This is a genomic window from Streptomyces sp. NBC_00659, from assembly GCF_036226925.1.
GTDB lineage: Bacteria > Actinomycetota > Actinomycetes > Streptomycetales > Streptomycetaceae > Streptomyces.
Map to the genome: position 1 here is coordinate 9,557,821 of NZ_CP109031.1, position 18,582 is coordinate 9,576,402.

The 18,582-nt window shown below is 73.6% G+C and carries 15 protein-coding genes; 10 read left to right on the forward strand and 5 right to left on the reverse strand.

The genetic code is table 11. The features are described from left to right. Positions 1–51: 51 nt before the first annotated feature. The gene (locus OG410_RS42165; protein WP_329297171.1) at positions 52–354 is read left to right on the forward strand and encodes an antibiotic biosynthesis monooxygenase family protein; all 303 of its coding nucleotides are present in this window, start codon (positions 52–54) and stop codon (positions 352–354) included. A 76-nt stretch (positions 355–430) separates the two neighbouring features. Here the strand turns inward: OG410_RS42165 and OG410_RS42170 are convergent, their stop codons facing one another. The 5 genes from OG410_RS42170 to OG410_RS42190 form a co-directional block, all read right to left on the reverse strand. Continuing rightward, complete coding sequence (locus tag OG410_RS42170; RefSeq protein WP_329297170.1) at positions 431–2,044, reverse strand: FAD-dependent oxidoreductase; 1,614 nt, start codon at positions 2,042–2,044, stop codon at positions 431–433. Between the two features lie 11 nt (positions 2,045–2,055). Then, positions 2,056–2,319: an acyl carrier protein gene (locus OG410_RS42175; RefSeq protein ID WP_329297169.1), complete on the reverse strand. Its 264-nt coding sequence runs from the start codon at positions 2,317–2,319 to the stop codon at positions 2,056–2,058. 65 nt (positions 2,320–2,384) lie between these two features. Continuing rightward, entirely contained in the window at positions 2,385–3,656 is a 1,272-nt protein-coding gene (locus OG410_RS42180; RefSeq protein WP_329297168.1) for a ketosynthase chain-length factor, read from the reverse strand. After that, entirely contained in the window at positions 3,653–4,918 is a 1,266-nt protein-coding gene (locus OG410_RS42185; RefSeq protein ID WP_329297167.1) for a beta-ketoacyl-[acyl-carrier-protein] synthase family protein, read from the reverse strand. Before OG410_RS42185 ends, OG410_RS42180 begins: the two co-directional genes overlap by 4 nt. Positions 4,919–5,061: 143 nt before the next feature. Continuing rightward, positions 5,062–6,069, reverse strand: coding sequence for an AfsR/SARP family transcriptional regulator (locus OG410_RS42190; RefSeq protein ID WP_329297166.1), 1,008 nt, complete (start codon positions 6,067–6,069; stop codon positions 5,062–5,064). A 378-nt stretch (positions 6,070–6,447) separates the two neighbouring features. Between OG410_RS42190 and OG410_RS42195 the strand changes: the two genes are divergently transcribed. From OG410_RS42195 to OG410_RS42235, 9 genes are all read left to right on the forward strand, one after another. Next, on the forward strand, positions 6,448–7,269 hold the full coding sequence (locus OG410_RS42195) for an AfsR/SARP family transcriptional regulator (RefSeq protein WP_329297165.1): 822 nt from the start codon (positions 6,448–6,450) through the stop codon (positions 7,267–7,269). An 81-nt stretch (positions 7,270–7,350) separates the two neighbouring features. Next, positions 7,351–8,115 (forward strand): thioesterase II family protein, encoded by a 765-nt coding sequence (locus OG410_RS42200; RefSeq protein WP_329297164.1) that lies wholly within the window; start codon positions 7,351–7,353, stop codon positions 8,113–8,115. A gap of 248 nt (positions 8,116–8,363) precedes the next feature. Continuing rightward, positions 8,364–9,950: a class I adenylate-forming enzyme family protein gene (locus OG410_RS42205; protein ID WP_329297163.1), complete on the forward strand. Its 1,587-nt coding sequence runs from the start codon at positions 8,364–8,366 to the stop codon at positions 9,948–9,950. Positions 9,951–10,008: 58 nt separating this feature from the next. Then, positions 10,009–10,296 (forward strand): hypothetical protein, encoded by a 288-nt coding sequence (locus OG410_RS42210; protein WP_329297162.1) that lies wholly within the window; start codon positions 10,009–10,011, stop codon positions 10,294–10,296. Beyond that, positions 10,296–12,017: an FAD-dependent oxidoreductase gene (locus tag OG410_RS42215; protein ID WP_329297161.1), complete on the forward strand. Its 1,722-nt coding sequence runs from the start codon at positions 10,296–10,298 to the stop codon at positions 12,015–12,017. The genes OG410_RS42210 and OG410_RS42215 overlap by 1 nt, the downstream gene beginning before the upstream one ends. A gap of 40 nt (positions 12,018–12,057) precedes the next feature. Further along, on the forward strand, positions 12,058–13,014 hold the full coding sequence (locus OG410_RS42220) for an aromatase/cyclase (protein WP_329297160.1): 957 nt from the start codon (positions 12,058–12,060) through the stop codon (positions 13,012–13,014). Positions 13,015–13,345: 331 nt separating this feature from the next. Beyond that, positions 13,346–15,106: an acyl-CoA dehydrogenase gene (locus OG410_RS42225; protein WP_329297159.1), complete on the forward strand. Its 1,761-nt coding sequence runs from the start codon at positions 13,346–13,348 to the stop codon at positions 15,104–15,106. Positions 15,107–15,141: 35 nt separating this feature from the next. Continuing rightward, positions 15,142–16,029: a 4'-phosphopantetheinyl transferase family protein gene (locus OG410_RS42230; RefSeq protein ID WP_329297158.1), complete on the forward strand. Its 888-nt coding sequence runs from the start codon at positions 15,142–15,144 to the stop codon at positions 16,027–16,029. Between the two features lie 297 nt (positions 16,030–16,326). Next, positions 16,327–18,534: a condensation domain-containing protein gene (locus OG410_RS42235; RefSeq protein WP_329297157.1), complete on the forward strand. Its 2,208-nt coding sequence runs from the start codon at positions 16,327–16,329 to the stop codon at positions 18,532–18,534. The last annotated feature ends 48 nt before the right edge of the window (positions 18,535–18,582 follow it).

Genomic DNA, 18,582 nt, shown 5'->3' on the forward strand with positions numbered 1-18,582 from the left:
CCGGGCAGGCAAGCGTTCGGTGCGTCAACGCCCACCGGCCCGGAGGAGCACGTGGTCACCTTCATCAACCGGTTCACGGTCACCGGCCCGGCCGAGGAGTTCGAGCGGCTCTTCGACGACACCTCGGCCTTCTTCCGCGACCGCCCCGGATTCCTGCGCCACCGGCTGCTGCGCCACACCGAGCGGCCCGGCTCCTACGTCAACATCGCCGAGTGGACGGACGACGAGTCCTTCCGCGCGGCCGTCACCCACCCCGGTTTCGCCCCGCACGCCGCCGCGCTGCGCACGGTGAGCACCAGCGAACCGAACCTGTACACGGCTGTGCTGGAACGCGAGGCGGCCACCGGAGGCTGAGCGGCTCCACGCAAGCCGAGAGCGGGCGGCCCCGGGACACCGGGGCCGCCCGCTCTCGGCGTACGGGAGAAGGGCCCTACCGGGCCGCTCGCACGGACAGCGGGTGGTGGAACACCTCGCGCGGGTCCCACTTCGCCTTGACCGCCTGCAGGCGGTGGTAGTTGTCCCCGAAGTACAGCCGGTGCCAGGGCACACCGGAGGTGTTCCACTTCGGATCGGCCATGTCGATGTCGGGGAAGTTGATGAAGCAGCCCTCGTTGCGGTCGTTCGGCGCCGGAACCCCGCCCGTGTCCTGGTAGACACCCGCGTACAGCCGGCGCAGCCAGTCCACGTTCGCCGCGTCCCGCTCCGGGCTCTGCCAGGTGTTCATGAACAGCGCCTTCATCACCGAGCCGCGCTGCCAGGACGCCGTCGACCGCGGGCCGACCGTGTTGACGAGGCCGCCGTACGACTGGATGGACACCGAACTGGAGTCGTTGGTGTGCTCCGTGCTGCCCAGGAAGCCGTACAGCACGTCGATCTGCTCGTCGGTGAACGCCCGCCGCAGATAGGACGACTTGATCTTCTGCCGGCCGCTCTCCGCGTCCTGGGAGGCGGCCAGCGACTCGACCGACGCCAGCCACGGCAGCGTCTCGGGCGGCGCGGCGTACGCCTGGACGCCCACCCCGGCCGAGACCGCGTCGATGTGGTCCTGCAGCAGCCTGCCGGCGTCGGGCAGGGTCGCGTCCAGGTGGGTGAAGGCCACGGCGCTCAGCCCCTGGTCACTCTCCCCCTGGTGGCCCAGCAGCACCAGACCGCTGAACAGGCCGGTGTACGGCGACCGGGGGCCGCTGTTGCGCTCGTGCCAGCGCCCGTGGTTGCCCACCAGCGTGCGGAACGCGTTCCTGGTCATGCCCTCGCGCGGGAACATCACGGCGGAGGTCAGCACGCTGCCGTGCGGCCGCGGCAAAGCGGTGGCGGGGTCGCTGCCCCGGGCCGCGGGCGAGCGGAACCAGTAGCGGGTGACGACGCCGAAGTTGCCGCCGCCCGCACCGGTGTGGGCCCACCACAGTTCACGGTTCGGATCGTTCGCGTCCCGCGTGGCGACCACCGCGCGGGCCCGCCCGCGGGCGTCGACGACGACCACTTCGACGGCCAGCAGATGGTCGCTGGAGATCCCGTGGCGGCGGGACAGAGCCCCGTAGCCACCGCCCTGCACATGGCCGCCGAAGGCGACGGTCGCGCTGGCGCCGCCCGGGACGGTCACGCCCCAGCCGTAGTAGAGCGCCCGGTAGACGTCCACGAGCCGGGCACCCGCGCCGATCTCGAAGGCGCCGCGCGCCGCGTCCCAGCGGACGGTGTCCATCCCGGCGAGATCGACGACCCGGCGGACCGAGGTGTCACCCACGAAGTTCTCGTAGCAGTGGCCGCCGCTGCGCACCGCGATGCGCTTGCCGTCGCGTACGGCCTCACGCACCGCCACCACCACCTGCTCGGTGGTGGTGGCCAGCACGAAGGCCTCGGGCCGGGCGGTGAACCTCTTGTTGCTGCCGCGCACGGCGAGGTCCGCGTAGCGCGGGTCCGCCGGTTCCACCACCAGCGGATGGGAGGAGGGGCTCGCGGCGGCGGTTGCGGTGGCGAGGCCGGAACCCGCGGCCGCCGCCGCGGCGATCGTGCCCGTGACGAAGCGTCTGCGGTTCGGAGCAGTCATCGTGTCCCCGCTCACACGCCGGCGCGCTCGGACAGCGCCCGGTTGATCAGTTCCAGGTACACGCGCGGGGTCTCGGCCTCGTCCACGGCCTCCTCGTCCAGGAGCACTTCGAAGTCCCGCTCGATGCGCCCGGTCGTCTGCAGCACGGCCAGCGAGTCGTAGCCCAGTTCGGCGAACGGCACGTCCAGGATGTCGCCGTCCAGGTCCACGCCCTCCTCCTCGCCGGCGCACTCACGCAGCAGGGTGATCAGGTCAGTGAGTTCGAGCCGTTTCACGGCATACCTCATTCCTCGGTGTTCCCGGGTGTTCTTCGGTACAGGTGCTGCGGGTGCCGGCGGGGTCAGGCGCGGACCACGGCGGCGGCGTTGAAACCGCCGCGCCCGCGCGCCAGCACGAGCGCCGTCCGCAGCTGCGCACCCCGGCGCGGGGCACCGGTCACGAGATCCAGGGGGCAGTCCTCGGCCGGGCGCCGGGTGCCGGTGGTGGGCGGGATCACCTGGTCCCGCAGCGAGAACAGGGCGGCCGCCAGGTCCAGCGCGCCACCGCCGGCGGCGAGCCGGCCGGTCATGCTCTTCGGCGCGGTCACCGGGACGCCGTACTCCCCGAACACATCGGAGATCGCCCGCGCCTCGGCGCGGTCGGCCACCCGTTCCCCGGCGCCGTCGGCGAAGACCACGTCGACCTGGTCGGGCCGTACCCCGGCGTCGTCCAGGGCGAGTTCGGCCGCCGCGCCCAGCCGCGAGCCCCCGCCCGCCCCGGGGGCCGGGTCGAAGGTGGCCGCGTATCCGGCGACCGTCCCGTACACCCGGGCGCCCCGGTCGCGGGCCGCGGTCGCGGACTCCAGGACCAGCAGCGCGCCGCCCTCGCCGGGGACATAGCCGCAGGCGTCCGCCGAGAACGGCAGGAAGGCGCGGCCGGGGTCGTCGCTGACGCTGATGCGTCCCTCGGCCAGGTGCGCGGCCCACCCCCACGGGCACAGCGCGGAGTCGACCGCGCCCGTGACGACGAGCGAGGATCCCCTGCGCAGCTGGCGGCGGGCCTGCCCCACCGCGTCCAGACCGCCGGCCTGCTCGGACACCAGCACTCCGCTGGCACCGCGCAGCCCGTGGCGGATGGATATCTGACCGGTGTTCACCGCGTAGAACCAGGCGAACGACTGGTACGCGCTGACGTGCTGGCTGCCCTTGCTCCACAGGGCCTGAAGCTCGCGCTGGCCGAACTCGAAGCCGCCCGCGGACGACGCGGTGACCGCGCCCGCCGCGTACTCGGGCAGCTCGGCCGCCTCGACACCGGCGTCCTTGAGCGCCTCCTCGGCGGTCACCAGCGACAGCCGGGTCACCTGGTCGGTCTGCGACATCAGCCGGCTGGGCACATGGTCCTCGGCGACGAAGCCGGGCACCTCGCCCGCGAGCCGGGCCGGATACCCGGAGGCGTCGAAGCGGGTCAGCGGACGGATGCCGCTCTCGCCGCGCAGGACCGCCGCCCACCAGGCCGCGGCTCCCAGCCCGTTGGGGGCGACGACACCGATGCCGGTGACCACGGCGGGGGTGGTGCGGGCTTGGGCGCCGCGACCGGTGACGCCGGGGCGTTCGAGGAGGGACGTGCCGGTCATACGCTCACTCCCAGGTGCGGGCGGGTCAGGATCATGGCGCTCTGGAAGCCGCCGAAGCCGCTGCCCACGGTCAGTACCGTGTCGGTCACCTGCTCGCGGGCCACGAGCGGGGTGTAGTCCAGGTCGCAGGCGGGGTCGGGTTCGTGCAGATTGGCCGTGGGCGGCACGGTGCCGTGCTCGATGGCCAGGGCGCTGGCGGCCACCTCGAGGGCGCCGATCGCGCCGAGCGAGTGGCCGATCATCGACTTGATGGAGCTGATGGGCACCTCGTACGCCCGGGAGCCGAGACCGCGCTTGAACGCGGTCGTCTCGTGCCGGTCGTTCTGCTTGGTGCCCGAGCCGTGGGCGTTGATGTAGTCGACGTCGCCGGGGGCGAGCCGGGCCTCGTCCAGGGCGGCGGTGATGGCCTCCGCCATCTCCCTGCCGTCCGAGCGCAGGCCGGTCATGTGGTAGGCGTTGCTGCGGCTGGCGAAGCCCGCGATCTCGGCGTACACATGCGCGCCGCGGCGGCGGGCGTGCTGAAGCTCCTCGACGACCAGGACGGCCGAACCCTCGCCGAGCACGAACCCGTTGCGGGTGCGGTCGAAGGGCCGCGAGGCGGTCTGCGGCTCGTCGTTGCGGGACGTGGTGGCCTTGATCGCGTCGAAGCAGGCCAGGGTGATCGGGGAGATCGGCGCCTCGGTCGCGCCCGTGACCATGACGTCGGTGCTGCCCTCGCGGATCAGCTCGACCGCGTGCCCGACGGAGTCCAGGCCCGAGGTGCAGCCCGTGGACACCAGCGACACCGGGCCCTGGGCGCCGACGCTGCGGGCGACCTCGGCGGCCAGCGAGCTGGGCACGAAGTAGTCGAACAGATGCGGAACGGCGCGTGTGTGGTCGACCAGCCAGTGGGCGCCGCCCTCGCTGACCTTCGCGTACTCGACGTCGAGGCCGGTGGTGCAGCCGACGGCGCTGCCGAGCGTGACCCCGGTGCGCAGCGGGTCGAGCTGCCCGTCCAGTCCGCTGTCGGCCACCGCCTCGCGGGCACTGACCAGCGCGAACTGCGCCGCACGGTCGAGCCGTTGGGCCTCGGCCGCGGTGAACCCGTGCGCGTCGGCGTCGAAGTCCACCTCCGCGGCGATGCGCGAACGGAACTGGGCAGGGTCGAACAGGGTGATGCCACGGGTGGCGGTGCGGCCCGCGGTGAGCACCGACCAGAACTCCTTGGTGCCCACTCCACCCGGGGCGACCACTCCGATTCCGGTGATCACAACCCGTCTCATCGGCTGTCCCTCACAGTTGTCCTCCAGGTGTCACGACGGCGGCGCGGATCGTCGCCCGGCGACAGTACGAGCCCCCCGTCGACCGTCCGAGCGTCGCCGACGTACCTGGAGGACGGCTCGAACACGACGCGGGCCGAGAGCGCTCACCCCGTCTCCGGGAGGCGGGCCGTCAACGCGTCGAAACGGCGTACCAACGCCTCCTGCCGGCGGCACAGTTCGTCGATGTGCTGCTGCAGGCGGACGATCTCACTGCCGAGTTCCAGCGTGTCGGCCGGCGTCGTCGGCCCGGCCGGAAAGCCCGGGCCCGTGGGGGCGGACAGGTCGGGGGAGTGGTTGAGGATCGCCTCCAGACGGCCGCGCAGGACGGGACCCGGTTCGATGCCGAGGGACTCCACCAGACGGCGGCGGGCACGCTCGTAGACGCCCAGGGCCTCGGCCTGGCGGCCGCCGCGGTACAGGGCGATCATCAGCAGGTCGTAGAACCGCTCGCGCAGCGGATGGTCGGACGTCAGTTTCTCCAGCTCGCCGGTGATCTCGCCGTGCTGGGCGCAGCGCAGGCTGGCGTCGTACAGGGTCTCCAGCACCGTCAGCCGGTTCTCCTCCAGCCGGTCCGCCTCGCTCGTGCAGATCGGGCCGTAGCGGCTGTCCTGAAGTGCCGGACCGCGCCACAGCGAAAGGGAACGGCGCAGCAGCTGGGCAGCGTAGCCGGGGTCGGTGGCGATCGCCGCCCGGCCCCTGGCGGACAGCCGGTGGAAGCGCTCGACGTCGGTGCCGGCCTGGCCCAGGCTCAGCAGATAGCCGGTCGGCAGGGTGGTGATCCACTCGTGGCCGGGGGCCGGCGCGGGCTCCTCCGGCAGCAGGCGGCGCAGCCGGGCCACGTGTGCCTGCAGCGCGTTCGCCGCGTTCGAGGGGGGACTGTCGCCCCACAGCTCCTCGGTGAGCTGGTCCACGGACAGCAGCCGGCCCGCATGCAGCACGAGCGCCGACAGCAGCACCCGCTGCTTGGGCCCCGGCGGCACGATGTCGGTGCCCGCCCCGCCGTGCCGTATCTCCACCGGCCCCAGCAGCCGGAACTCCGTCTCCTCACCGGCGGACGAGGGCACCGTCCCGGGCCGGGCGGCCGCCCTGACGCCCCCGCGCGTCATGCTCATCGCGGCACTGCTCGGTCCGGCACGGGCTGACGCTCTTCCATGGTGCCTCCGTCGCTGGTCGGGTGTGCGGCGGCCGCGGGTGTCGTGGTGTGGTCCGTTCCGGGTCGGCCAATTGCGGCCGCGGGGTGAGGCGGCCGGTCCTTCGGACGATAGCCATCCAGGGCAGGGGGGCGGCCGCCCGTGCGAGCCCGGTTCCAGCATTCGTACAAGCGTTCTTGAGCGGGCTGGTCCCAGGTGGAAAGCCCGCATGTGGAAGGTCGCTTGAACGCGGCTGGAGATTGCGAGGGGTGTCACGCGAACCGGGCTAGCGTGCTGCACGGCCGACGGCTTTGAGCCATCGAGTGGAACCAACCACTCAACCGGTACGGGGAGGAAACTGTGGAGATACAGGTTCTGGGTCCGTTGAGCGCCGACGTCAACGGGGTCTCAATCGTTCCGACAGCGGGCAAGCCGAGGCAGATCCTCGCTCTGCTCGCCTTCTACCCGGGCAGGGTCATGCCTGTGCCCACCCTCATGGAAGAGATCTGGGGCACCAACATGCCCCAGAGCGCCATGACCACCATGCAGACCTACATCCTGCAGCTGCGTCGCCGCCTCGGCACCGCCATGGGGCCCGACGCCCCCGGCACCGCCAAGGAGGTGCTGGCCACCCGGCACGGCGGCTATCTGCTGCAGGTCCCGCCCCAGAGCGTGGACGTGCACCGCTACGAGCAGCTGGTGACGGCCGGTCAGTCCGCGTTCGACGAGGGCGAGGACGCGCAGGCGGCCGGTCTGTTCCGGGACGCGCTGGCCATGTGGCAGGGGCCCGCACTCGTCGACGTACGGGTCGGCCCGATCCTGGAGATCGAGGTCATGCGGCTGGAGGAGAGCCGTCTGGTCATCGTCGAGCGCCGCATCGACTCCGATCTCAGGCTCGGCCGGCACACCGAGCTCATCGCCGAGCTCACCGACCTGGTCGCCCGTCATCCGCAGCACGAGGGCCTGCACTCGCAGGCCATGGTGGCGCTCTACCGCTCCGGCCGGCAGGCCACCGCGCTGGACGTCTACCGCCGGCTGCGCAAGCGGCTGATCGAAGATCTGGGCGTGGAGCCCTCGCCGCAGCTGCAGCGGCTGCACCAGGCGATGCTCACCGTCGACCCGGCGCTGGACGTGGCGTGCGGGCCGCGCCGCACCTCCACCTTCAATCTGTACGCGGCCTGAGCCCGAATGCGGCGAGGACCCGGCGTGACCTCCGTGAGGCGCGGGAGAGCCGATTGGGCGCGACGAGAAGAGGGACAGCCGATGCCCGACGAACAGCCGGTGGGGCTGCACTGTTTCGCGCACGCCGGAGCCGGCATCTCCTCGTTCCACGGCTGGCGCGCCGGCCTCGGCCCCGGCGTCTCGCCCGTGCCGCACCTGCTTCCGGGCCGCGACAGCCGGCGCCGCGAAGCCCGTGTGACGGGACGCGGGGCACTGCTGGCCGACCTGATGGACGGCTTGCGGACCGCGCCGCACACGCCGTACGTGCTGTACGGGCACAGCCTCGGCGCGCTGGTCGCCTACACGCTCACCCGGGCACTGCACGAGGCCGGGCTCCCCGGCCCGGCCCTGCTCGCCGTGGGGGCCTGCCCGCCGCCCGACACCCCGTCCGAACTCGCGGACGCCTGCCGGGAGTCCGACGAACGGCTGCTGCGGCTGCTCGACACGATGGGCGCCGTGCCCGAGGGCGCCGACCCCGGCGGCTTCTGGTACCGGTCCGTGATGCCGGTACTGCGCGACGACCTGGCCCTCGCCGACAGCCTGCGCCGCGCCGCCCGCACCCCGGTGCGGGGCGGCCCGCTGACCGTGCCGGTCCTGGCCGTCGCCGGCGCGGACGATCCGCTGGTGCGGCCCGCCGAGCTGGCGGACTGGCGGCGCTGGACCTCGGGACCGCTGGTGGCCCGCACGCTGCCCGGCGACCACTTCTTCGTCCGCGGACCCGAACTGCCCCGCCTGCTCGGACGGGCCTGCCGTGTCGTACGGCGTCTGACCCGGGCTCCCCGGGCGACGGCCGGTGCGCGCGGCTGAGGCCCGTCCCTCGGACCGGCCTGCACAGGAGGACGGCCATGACGGAATCCTCCCCTCCCCGAAAGGGAGGGGAGTCCTGGCCCAGGCTGCACGGCCGGGAGCAGCGCTCCCGGCCGTGCAGCGTGTGCGCCCCGCTCTCGCAGCACAGATCGAGCGCTCTTCGAACATTCCTCGAGCGGTCCGGCGGAAGGTGAGATCCGCCGGGCGGCGCACGCGCCGCCCCACCGAGACCCGGAGGAGAACGAGCCGTGCCGGACTTCACCTACCCCGATCTCCCGGTGGACGGACTGCTGCGCACCGCAGCCGGGCGCGACCCGCACGGCATCGCCGTGCGCACCGCGCACGCGGCCGTGTCCTTCGGCGCACTGGCCGCCCGGGCCGACCGCATCGCCGCGTATCTGCAGCAGGAGACCGCCGGCCGACCGGGCGTGCGGGTCGGTGTCGCAAGCGTCCTCGACCCGGCCTTCGCCGCCGCCTACTACGGCGTCATGGGCAGTGGCGGCACGGTCGTCCTGGTCAATCCGCTGATCGGCGAGGACGGGCTGCGGCATGTCTTCGCCGCGTCCGGGGCCGAGATCGCGCTGGTGCCCTCGGCGACGGCCGCGCTGCTGGCCAAGATGCGCGGCGCGCTGCCCGCGCTGCGCACCGTCGTGGTGACGGACGCGCCCGACGCGGTGGTGCCCCCCGGCTGCATACCGCTGCACACCGTCCTGGACACGGCGCCGGACACCCCCGGCGAGCGGCGCGCGGACCCGGACGCCGTGGCCTGCGTGCAGTTCACCACCGGCACCACCGGCCGCCCCAAGGGCGTGCTGCTCACCCACCGCAACGTGGTCGCCAACGCCCGGCAGGTCGCACTCGCCCACCGCCTGGACCGTGACGCGGTCACCGTCAACCACCTGCCGCTGTACCACGTCATGCACCTCAACTCGGCGCTGTACGCCGGTGCCTGCCAGGTGCTGTGCCAGGACCCCGACCCGCTTGTCTCGCTGGCCGTGGCCGCCGGCACCGGCGCCACCCACTACTACGGGCTGCCCGCCCGGCTGCACCGCCTCGCCGCCGACGAGCGCCTGCCCAGGACCGCGCGCGGGGCACGGGGCGGGCCCCGGCTCACGGCCGTGCTGTCCGGCGGCTCGGGACTGCGCCGCGAGGCCGCCCGCACCCTGCGCGATCTGCTCGGCGTCCCCGTCGTCCAGGGCTACGGCATGGCCGAGCTGTCCCCGCTCACCCACTGCCAGCAGCCCGGCCGCTACCGGCCCGGCGCGGTCGGCACCCCGGTGCCCGGTACCGAGTGCCGGCTTGTCGACCTCACCACCGGCCGCCCGGTGGACGTCTGGTCCACCGGCGAGGTGCAGGTCAAGGGCCCCCAGCTGATGGCCGGTTACCTCGGCGAGGACAGCTGCGCGCGCATCGACGCGGACGGCTGGTTCTCCACCGGGGACGTCGGATACGTCGACAACGAGGAAGCCCTGTGGCTGGTGGACCGGATCGACGACATCTTCAAGTACGACAACGAGATCGTCTCGCCCAGCCGCGTCGAACGGATCCTCGCCACCGACCCGCGCGTCGCCGACTGCCTGGTCGCCGACTGGCCCGACCAGGAGCACGGCGGCCTCGTCTGGGCGGGCGTCGTCCTGCACGACGACCACGACACCGCCGGCGCCCACCAGGTCCTCGACGTCCTCGACTCGGTCACGGCCCGGGCCAACGAACACCTCGCGCACTTCGAACGGATCCGCCTGGCCGAAGCCCTGGACGCTGTGCCGCGTACCCCCACCGGGAAGCCGGCGCGGCGCCTGGTCCGGCAGCAGCTCAAGGAGCGGGCCGCTTGCTGACCCCGCCCCCACCGCCCGCACCCGGACACCCGACCCCTCAGATCCTCAGGAGCAGAACATGGTGACCTTCGTCGACAAGCCGACCGTGCACGGCGGCACCGACGCCTTCCTCGCCGTCAAGGGCAGGCTCACCGCCTCCACGGCCGCTCAGCCCGGATACGTGCGTCACCAGACCCTCCGCCACGCGGGCGCGCCCGACGTCTTCCCCGAGCTCGCCGTGTGCCAGGACGCCGCCGCCCACCGCAAGGCTGTGCGCAGCGAGGAGTTCCCGTCCCTGGCCCAGGGCCTGGGCCCGCCGGCCACGCCCGGCCCGGGGCTGTACGAGACCATCGAGGGGAGCGCGTGATGCACGACCTCGACCGGCCACGGGCGATCGTCGTCGGCGCGGGCCCCGTGGGCCTGACCGCCGCCCACGAACTCGCCCGCAGGGGAATGTGGGTGCGGCTGGTCGACGCCGCGCCCGGGCCCGCGCGCACCAGCCGCGCCGTGGCCGTGCACCCGCGCAGCCTGGAGACGTTCGCGCAGATGGGCGTCGTCGACGACCTGCTCGCACGGGGACGGCGGAACCGGGCCTTCACCATGTACTCCGGCGGGCACCGGCTGGTGCGGCTGGAGGCCGACTACACGACGATGCCGACCTCCTACCCGTACACGCTGATCGTCCCGCAGACCGAGACCGAGGCCGTGCTGCGCGAGGCCGTGGCCCGGCTCGGCGTCGACATCGAGTGGGGCGTGAAGCTGACCGGGTTCGAGCAGGCCGCGGACGGCGTGTGCGTCCGCCTGCGCGGCGTCGACGGCGTCGAGGAGAGCGTCGAGACCTCGTGGCTGGTCGGCTGCGACGGCGGGCACAGCACCGTGCGCAAGCTGCTCGGCCTGGAACTGATCGGCGAGTCCAGCGAGACGTGGATGCTCGCCGACGCGCCCGTCGACACCGACCTGCCGCCCGACACCATCTACTGGACCCACACCGGCGGGCACGCCCTGATGATGGTGCCCTACGCCCGCGACGGGCAGTGGCGGCTCCTGGACACCGCGCCCGCCGCGGACGGCGGCACGGAACGGCTCGGGGCCAGGCTGTCGGCCGGGCTCGGCCGTGACGTCAAGGTCGGCGAGGCCGAGTGGACGTCCGTGTTCACCTTCCAGCAGCGCATGGTCGAACGGATGCAGCAGGGCCGCGTCTTCGTGGCGGGAGACGCCGCCCATGTGCACAGCCCCGCCTCCGGACAGGGCATGAACACCGGCGTCCAGGAGGCGTACAACCTCGCCTGGAAAATCGCCCAGGTCGACCGGGGCGACGCGGGACCGGCCCTGCTCGACACCTACAGCGAGGAGCGGGTGCCGATCGGCGAGGCCCTGCTCGGCTCCACCCGCACCGCCACCTTCCTCGTCCAGCTCAAGAGCCTGCTGGCCGCGGCGGCGCTGCCGGCCGTCTTCGCCGTCGTACGCGCCGTGCCGCCGCTGCGGCGGGCCATCCAGCGCAAGGTTCTCGGCGGCATGTCCGGCCTGCGCATCGGGTACGGCGCGTCCTCCCTGACCACCGTCGAGGCCTACGAGTACGTCGTCGGCGCCGGACCCGTGGTGATGTCCGTGTCCGTGCCGACCCCCGAACCGGGCCCCGGCCGGCGCATCACGGAGGCGCAGGTCCACCACCCCTCCTCACCCGGCTGCCGCTCCCTGCACGACGAACTGCGCGACCCCCGCTGGACGTTGCTGCTCTCCGAGGGCGGCACCGGGCCCGGTGACACACCCGTCGGCGTCGCCGTGACGGCCGCCGTCCAGTACGGCGAGTGGCTGTCCGTGCGCACGGTGGGCGGCCGGTGCGCCGACGGTCCCGCCCCGCTCGCCGACCCCGACGCCCGGCTGCGCATCGCGCTCGGCCTGGCCCCCGGCTGCTGGGTTCTGGTGCGCCCGGACGGCTATGTCGCCGCGCGCGGTGCCCAGCTGACCCGCACCGCGCTGGACCGGGCCCTCGCCCCGCTGCGCCTGGCCGGCCCGCTCGCCGGGGAGGCCCTGCGCGAACCGGGTCCCGGCCTGCCCACTCCCGTCCACCGCCCGAAGGAGCACTGACCGTGACCGACAACCGGCCCTCCGCGAAGAGGTGCTTGTGATGACGGGTGAGCGCGTGCACCGTACGTCGCACTCGGTCGAGGTGGACGCCCCCGCCGGCGCCGTGTTCGGGCTGATCTCGGACGCGACGCGGTGGCCGCTGTTCTTCCCGGAGAACGTGCACGTGGAACGGCTGGAGTTCGACGGCACGAACGAGCGCCTGCGGATGTGGGCGACGGCCGGCGGCCGGCTCAGGTCGTGGATCTCGCAGCGGGTCCACGATCCCGGGACCCGCTGCGTCGAGTTCCGCCAGACCCACACCCAGCTGCCCGTGACGATGATGCGCGGGACGTGGATCACCGAGGAGCGGGCGGACGGGACGAGCCTGCTGACGCTGCTGCACGACTTCGCGGTGCACGGCGACGCCGCGGGTGACGTGGCGTGGGTGGAGCAGGTCCTCGACCTCAACTCCCGGGCCGAACTGGCGAGTCTGCGGTCCCTCGCGGAGCGGTGGACGCGTTTCGACGACCTCGTGCTGTCCTTCGAGGACACGGTCCGCATCAACGCGCCTGCCGAGCGCGTGTACGACTTCCTGTACCGGGCCGGCGACTGGCCCGAGCTGATTCCGCATGTGGCGCGGCTGGAGCTGACGGAGGACACCCCCGGGGTGCAGGTCATCGCGATGGACACGCTCACGGCGGACGGGGCGGGGCATACGACCGAGTCCGTGCGGATCTGTTTCCCGCACGCGGGGCGGATCGTCTACAAGCAGACCACCACTCCCGCGCTGATGGAGGCGCACACCGGGGAGTGGAACGTCGTGTCCGACGAGAACGGCCTGGCCGTGGTCGCGCAGCACAGCGTGGTGCTGCGCGAGGACGCCGTGGAGCAGGTGCTGGGGGCCGGTGCGGACCTCGCCCGGGCCCGCCGCCATGTGAGGGAGGCCCTCGGACGCAACTCCACCGCGACGCTGCACACGGTCCGCCGGTACGCGGAGTGCGTCACCCGGGCGCGGTGAGGGCTCCCGCCCGCGCCGCCGGCCGGGCCTGAGCCGAGGCTGCCGTGACTCCCCGAAGGGACGCGGCAGCCTTTTTTCACGGGTGGAGCCGGAGTCGGGAAACGGTCGCGGAACCGCGGTGTCCCGCATGAGCCACGCTCGGGAAACCGTCAAGAAAAAACCGACTGCGCGGTCTGTTCGGCGGGTTTTCGTGAACACCCCGCACCGCCGCCCCGGATTCCTGGACCGCATCTCGAGCGCTGCTCCAGTGCGCCGCGAGCAGCCGCCGTCAGCGTCGAGCGTAGGTACGCGACAGACAGGTACCGCGACGAAGGAGCTGACCACCGCCGCCATGACCACCACCGCCGAGACCGTATACGCAGCCGGCGCCGGACCCGGCCGCTGGGAGACGGACGCGCTCGCGCGCGCCGCGCGGCTCGAGGCCCTGCTCGGCGATCCGCACGACCCCGCCAACCCGCACGGTCTGCGCGCCCTGTTCGCCGCCGACGACCGGCGCACCCCGCCCGCCGCGACCGAGGCCCTGCTCGCCGAGTCCGGCCTGGGCGCGGAGTTCGTACCCGCCGAGTACGGCGGGCGGCTCACCCGGGCCGATCTGCTCGCCCGCACCCTGCGCCCCGTCTTCCGGCGCGATGTCGCACTCGGCTTCGGGTACGGCATCACCTCGCTGTTCGCGACCGGCGCGGTCTGGGCCGCCGGCAGCACACGCCAGCGCCGTGACCTCGCGGACCTGCTGCTCGACGGCGGCCGTGGCACGATCCTCCATCATGAACTCGCCCACGCGAACGCCATCCTGAGGGACGAGTTCACCGCCCGGCCGACGCCGGAGGGCGGACGCCGGCTGTACGGCCGCAAGGATCTGATCATCAACGCGGCGCGCGCCGACGCCCAGGTCGTCTACGCCCGCACCGACGCCGCGCGCGGACCCAACAGCCACTCCGTCTTCCTCCTCGACCCGGCGCGGGCACAGACCGGAACGATGCGGCACCTGCCGCGGATCGAGACCCCGGGCATGCGCGGAGCGCTCTTCTCCGGGCTGGAGTTCGACGGCCGCTCACTGCCCGAGGACGCGCTCGTCGGCCGCGTGGGCGAAGGCGTCGCGCTCGCCCTGCGCACCTTCCAGGTCAACCGCAGCGTGATCTGCGGGGTCGTCACCGCGGCCGCCGACACCGTCCTGCACTCCGCGGTCCGGGCCGCGACCACCGGGCGCACCGGCCCCGTCGCCCGCCGCTGGCACAAGCCGCTCACCGGGGTCTTCGCCGATCTGCTGGCCTGCGACAGCATGGCCACCGTCGCCCTGCGCGCGCTGGGCCTGCTGCCCGACCGGGCCCATGTGACGGCCGCCGCCGTCAAATACGTGGTGCCCGGCCTGCTCCGGGAGAACCTGGAGGAACTCGCCACCGTGCTGGGTGCCCGCGGCTACGAACACGGCAGCCCGCAGTACGGCGCCCTCGACAAGCTCGTACGGGACCTGCCGGTCGCCGGGCTCGGCCACGCGGGCACCGCCGCCTGCCAGGCGGTGATCGTGCCGCAGCTGCGCCACCTCGCCGAGAGCGCCTGGTTCGCCGAGGACGAGCCGCCGCCGGAGCTGTTCCGCAAGGGCGCCGAACTGCCCCCGCTCGACTACCGGCTGCTGGGCATCGCGGGCGGCGGCGACTTCATGGCCGCCTCCCTCATCGGGTCGGCCGGCCGGCTCGCCCCCTCCCGCGGCGTCGGCGGCCAGATCACCGCGCTCGCGGAACTCGCCGAGGCGTTCGTCGCCGAACTGCGAGCACTGCGCGCGACCTGCCGGCTGCTCCCGCCGTCCGGGGCCTCGGCGTTCGGCGATCCCGCGATGTGCGTGCTCAGCGACCGCTACAGCCTGATCACCGCCGCCGCGGCGGTCCTGGGCATCTGGGAGGGCCAGGACGGCACGGATCCCTTCCTCGCCGACGCGGCGTGGGCGGTGCTCGCCCTGTCCCGGATCGGCGAGCGGCTCGGCATCCCGGTGCCCGACCTGCCCGACGGCTGCACGGCACACCTGCTGGACGAACTGATCCGCCGATACCGGGCCGGCCTCAGCTGCGACCTGGACGCCACACCGCTCGCGCAGTGAGAGCACGGACAGGCACCAGACAGGGAGGGCACACGGTGAACCCGTCGACACCGGCCAAACCGGCCATGACGTCCGTACCGCACGACACCGACCGCATCAGCGAGCCGATCCACGTCAGCGGCCCCGACGGGCCCTGGCACAAGGTGCGTGAGGGCATGCGGCTGCGCGGCAACGCCGTGGTGTACACCACCTGGGGCGAATGGCTCGCCACCGCCGTCACTGACCCCTTGCTGCGGCCGCTGCTCGGCCGCGACTGGACGCGCTACCGGCGCACCGCCGACCCGGTCGTGCGCTTCCGGTTCGCGGCGTCGCGGATGGCCACCAAGTTCACCGCCGCGGCCGCGCTGGACACCGAGGCCGCCGCACTCGATCTGGCCTACAAGATCGGGGGCCGGCCCTATCTGCGCGGGCTCGACCAGATCGACGTCAGCCTCACCCACACCGACGACCTGATCGCCGTCGGCGTCAGCCGCAACGGACGGATCGGCGTCGACGCCGAACCCGCCACACGGACCATGTCGTTCGACCTGATGCAGGAACATGTGTGCACGCCCGCCGAACGGGCGGAGCTTCAGCGGCTCCCGGACGCCGACCGCTCGGCCGGACTGCTGCGGCTGTGGACGTTCAAAGAGGCGTACACCAAGGCCCTGGGGCAGGGACTGCGGCTCGGTTTCTCCGAGTTCGGCCTCGGTGTCGAAAGCCCGGGACTGCTGGGGCCCGACGGCACGCCCGCCGCCCGCGGCGACTGGGCCTTCACCACCCATCAGGTGCTCGGCCGCTACCTCCTCAGCGTGGCCTGCCACGACGCCGGCCTGGACACCTCCCGCGACACGGCACCGCGCACCATGCTCGACGAGGGCTTCGTGGGCGCCGTCACCGGCCTCCTGGCCGTCCCGGCGGACGACGGCACTCCACGCGGGTGACGCGCGGGCCCGCACGGTGTTCTCGAGGCCGGATCCAGGAGCGGTCGAGGATCCGGGGCACGGGCCCCGACCGGCAATAGGGTGCCGGGCGACTGTCGCGGCCCATCCCTTCGAAACGATTCCTGCGCGCCCGGCCGAGCCGGGCACCGCCCACCGCGGGCCGCCCGGACCAGCACGGTGTCAGCGCCGTATCAGGACCGTATGGGCGGGCCTGCACATACTCGTTCCGCGCTCGAGAGAAGGGAGGGAGGGGGTTCTCCACAGCCGTACGCGGAGGCCGTGCACACAGTCGTACGCGTGGACAGCACGCCGTACGCGCGGCCACCCGGACGTGCACGCCCCGGACAGCCGATGACCACCGACCACACCGCGCCCCCACCGCCCGAGGAAGCGACGACCGTCTTCGTCGACCTGGGCCGGCCCCCCTACGACACGCCCGTCCTGGAGCTGCGCGGCCCACTGGACCCGGACCGGCTCAGGGCCGCCCTCGACCACCTCGCCGTCCACCACCCCGGCGCCCCGGCCTGGCGGCACCGCGTCGAGGGACTCGGCCCCGGCCACCACGCGCTCCGGCTCGCCGTCGACGACACCGGCACACCGCACGACGCCTTCCCCTACGGACGGCTCGCCGACCTGCTCACCCACCCGCTGCCCGGCGCCCGCCCCACCCGCAGCCTCACCGCGACCCCGCTCCAGCGCGAACTCCTCGCCGACTCCGAGACCCACCCCGGCCGCCACATCGAGCAGCTCACCGCCCTCTGGCACGGCCCCCTCGACATCGAACGCCTGCGCGCCGCCTGGCAGTCCGTCACCGACCACGAGAGCGTGCTGCGCGCCGCGTTCGACGACGGGCCCGAACCGCTGATCGTCCTGCACGAGCACGTCGACGCCGCCGTGCTGTGGGTGCCGCACGGCGGCGCCCGCTGGACCGACCTCGTCGAACACGACCGCAGGCGCGGCATCGACCCGCGCCTGCCCGGTCCGCTGCGCGTCACCGTCCTCGGCTCCGCCCCCTCGGCGGACGACCAGCCCGTGCCCGCCCGGATGCTGCTCACCTACCATCACGCCCTGCTCGACGACTGGAGCGCACGCCTGCTTCTGCGCGAGTTCTACCGGGCCTACCTGGCGGGCGGCCAGCTGCCGGGCGGCGAACGCCGGCCCGACCTGCGCGACTACGCCCGCTGGCTCGGCCGTCAGGACACCGGCCCCGCCCGCGACTTCTGGTCGCGGGCCCTGCCCTCGCCCACCGACACCGCCTGGCCCCTCCCGCCCGCCGAAACCACCGACGCGGCCCGCCCCGCGGCCACCCAGCCGCCCGACGCCGTCAGCCGCACCCGGCTGCGCCTCACCGCCGCCCAGACCGAGCGCCTCGGCGCCTGGGCCGCGCGCTGCGGCAGCACCGAGAGCGGCGTCCTGCAGGCCGTCTGGGCCCTGCTGCTGTACCGGGCCTGCGGAGCCGGGGGAGCGGCACGGGTCCGCTTCGGCGTCACCGCCTCCGGGCGCGGCATCCTCTTCGAGGGCGCCGAACGCATGCCCGCCGCCCTGCGCACCGTGCTGCCGCTGTCCGTCGAGGTCGACCCCCGTTCCACCATGACAACGCTGCTCGCCGAACTCCGCGACCGGGCCCTGGACATGTCGGCCTACGAATGGATCTCCCCGGGCCAGATCCGCTCCTGGGCCGCCTCGGGGGCCGAGGAGGCCACCGAAGAGGACGGCACCCTGATCGTCTTCGAGAGCAGGCCCCGCGACACCGACGACCTGGCCGACGTCCTGGCCGCCCAGGGCGTCCGCGTCGAGCAGCCCGAGACCCAGGGCGCCCGCACGGCCTTCCCGCTCACGATCGTCGCCCACCACGACGGCGACGGCAGACTCGTCCTGACCGCGTCCTACGACCGGGCCCGGCTCGACGACGCCGCCGGTGCCGGCGTCCTCACCCACAGTGCCCTGCTGCTGGGCGAACTGCCCTACGTGGCGGGTGACTCCACGACCGTGGCCGACATCCTGGACCTGCTGTCCGTCCTCATGGACAGCGCCTGCACCGTCCCGCCGTCCGGCCACGAGGACACCACGCCGGCCCGCGACCCGGCAGAGCCCCTGCCCGCCGCCGAAGCGGAACCCCCGCTCGTCCCGCTGCGTGCCGCCGACACCGCCGGCGCGGGCACCGTCTGCCTCCTGCAGACCCACGGCACCCCCCGCTCCCGCTACGACCGGCTCGCCCGCGCCTACCGGGGCCCCGAGTCGATCGTCCTGCTGCGCTCCCTGCCCGGCGGGACAGACGCCCGGTACACCGCGCTGCGCTCCCTTGCCGACGCGGAGGAACTCCTCGTCCTGGGCGGGTTCTGCGGCGGCGGAAGCGCCGCCTACGAGATCGCCCGGCGCATCGCGGCCCACGGCGGACGGCCTCCGCTCGTGGTGCTCACCGGTGCCGCGGCCGACGCCGACGGCCACGCCCGGATGCTCGAAACCGCCGCCGAACGGGCCGGACACCCCGGACACCCCGGATGACCGGCCCGCCCGGCGGCGCTCGTCACAGACGTCACATCACCGGACACC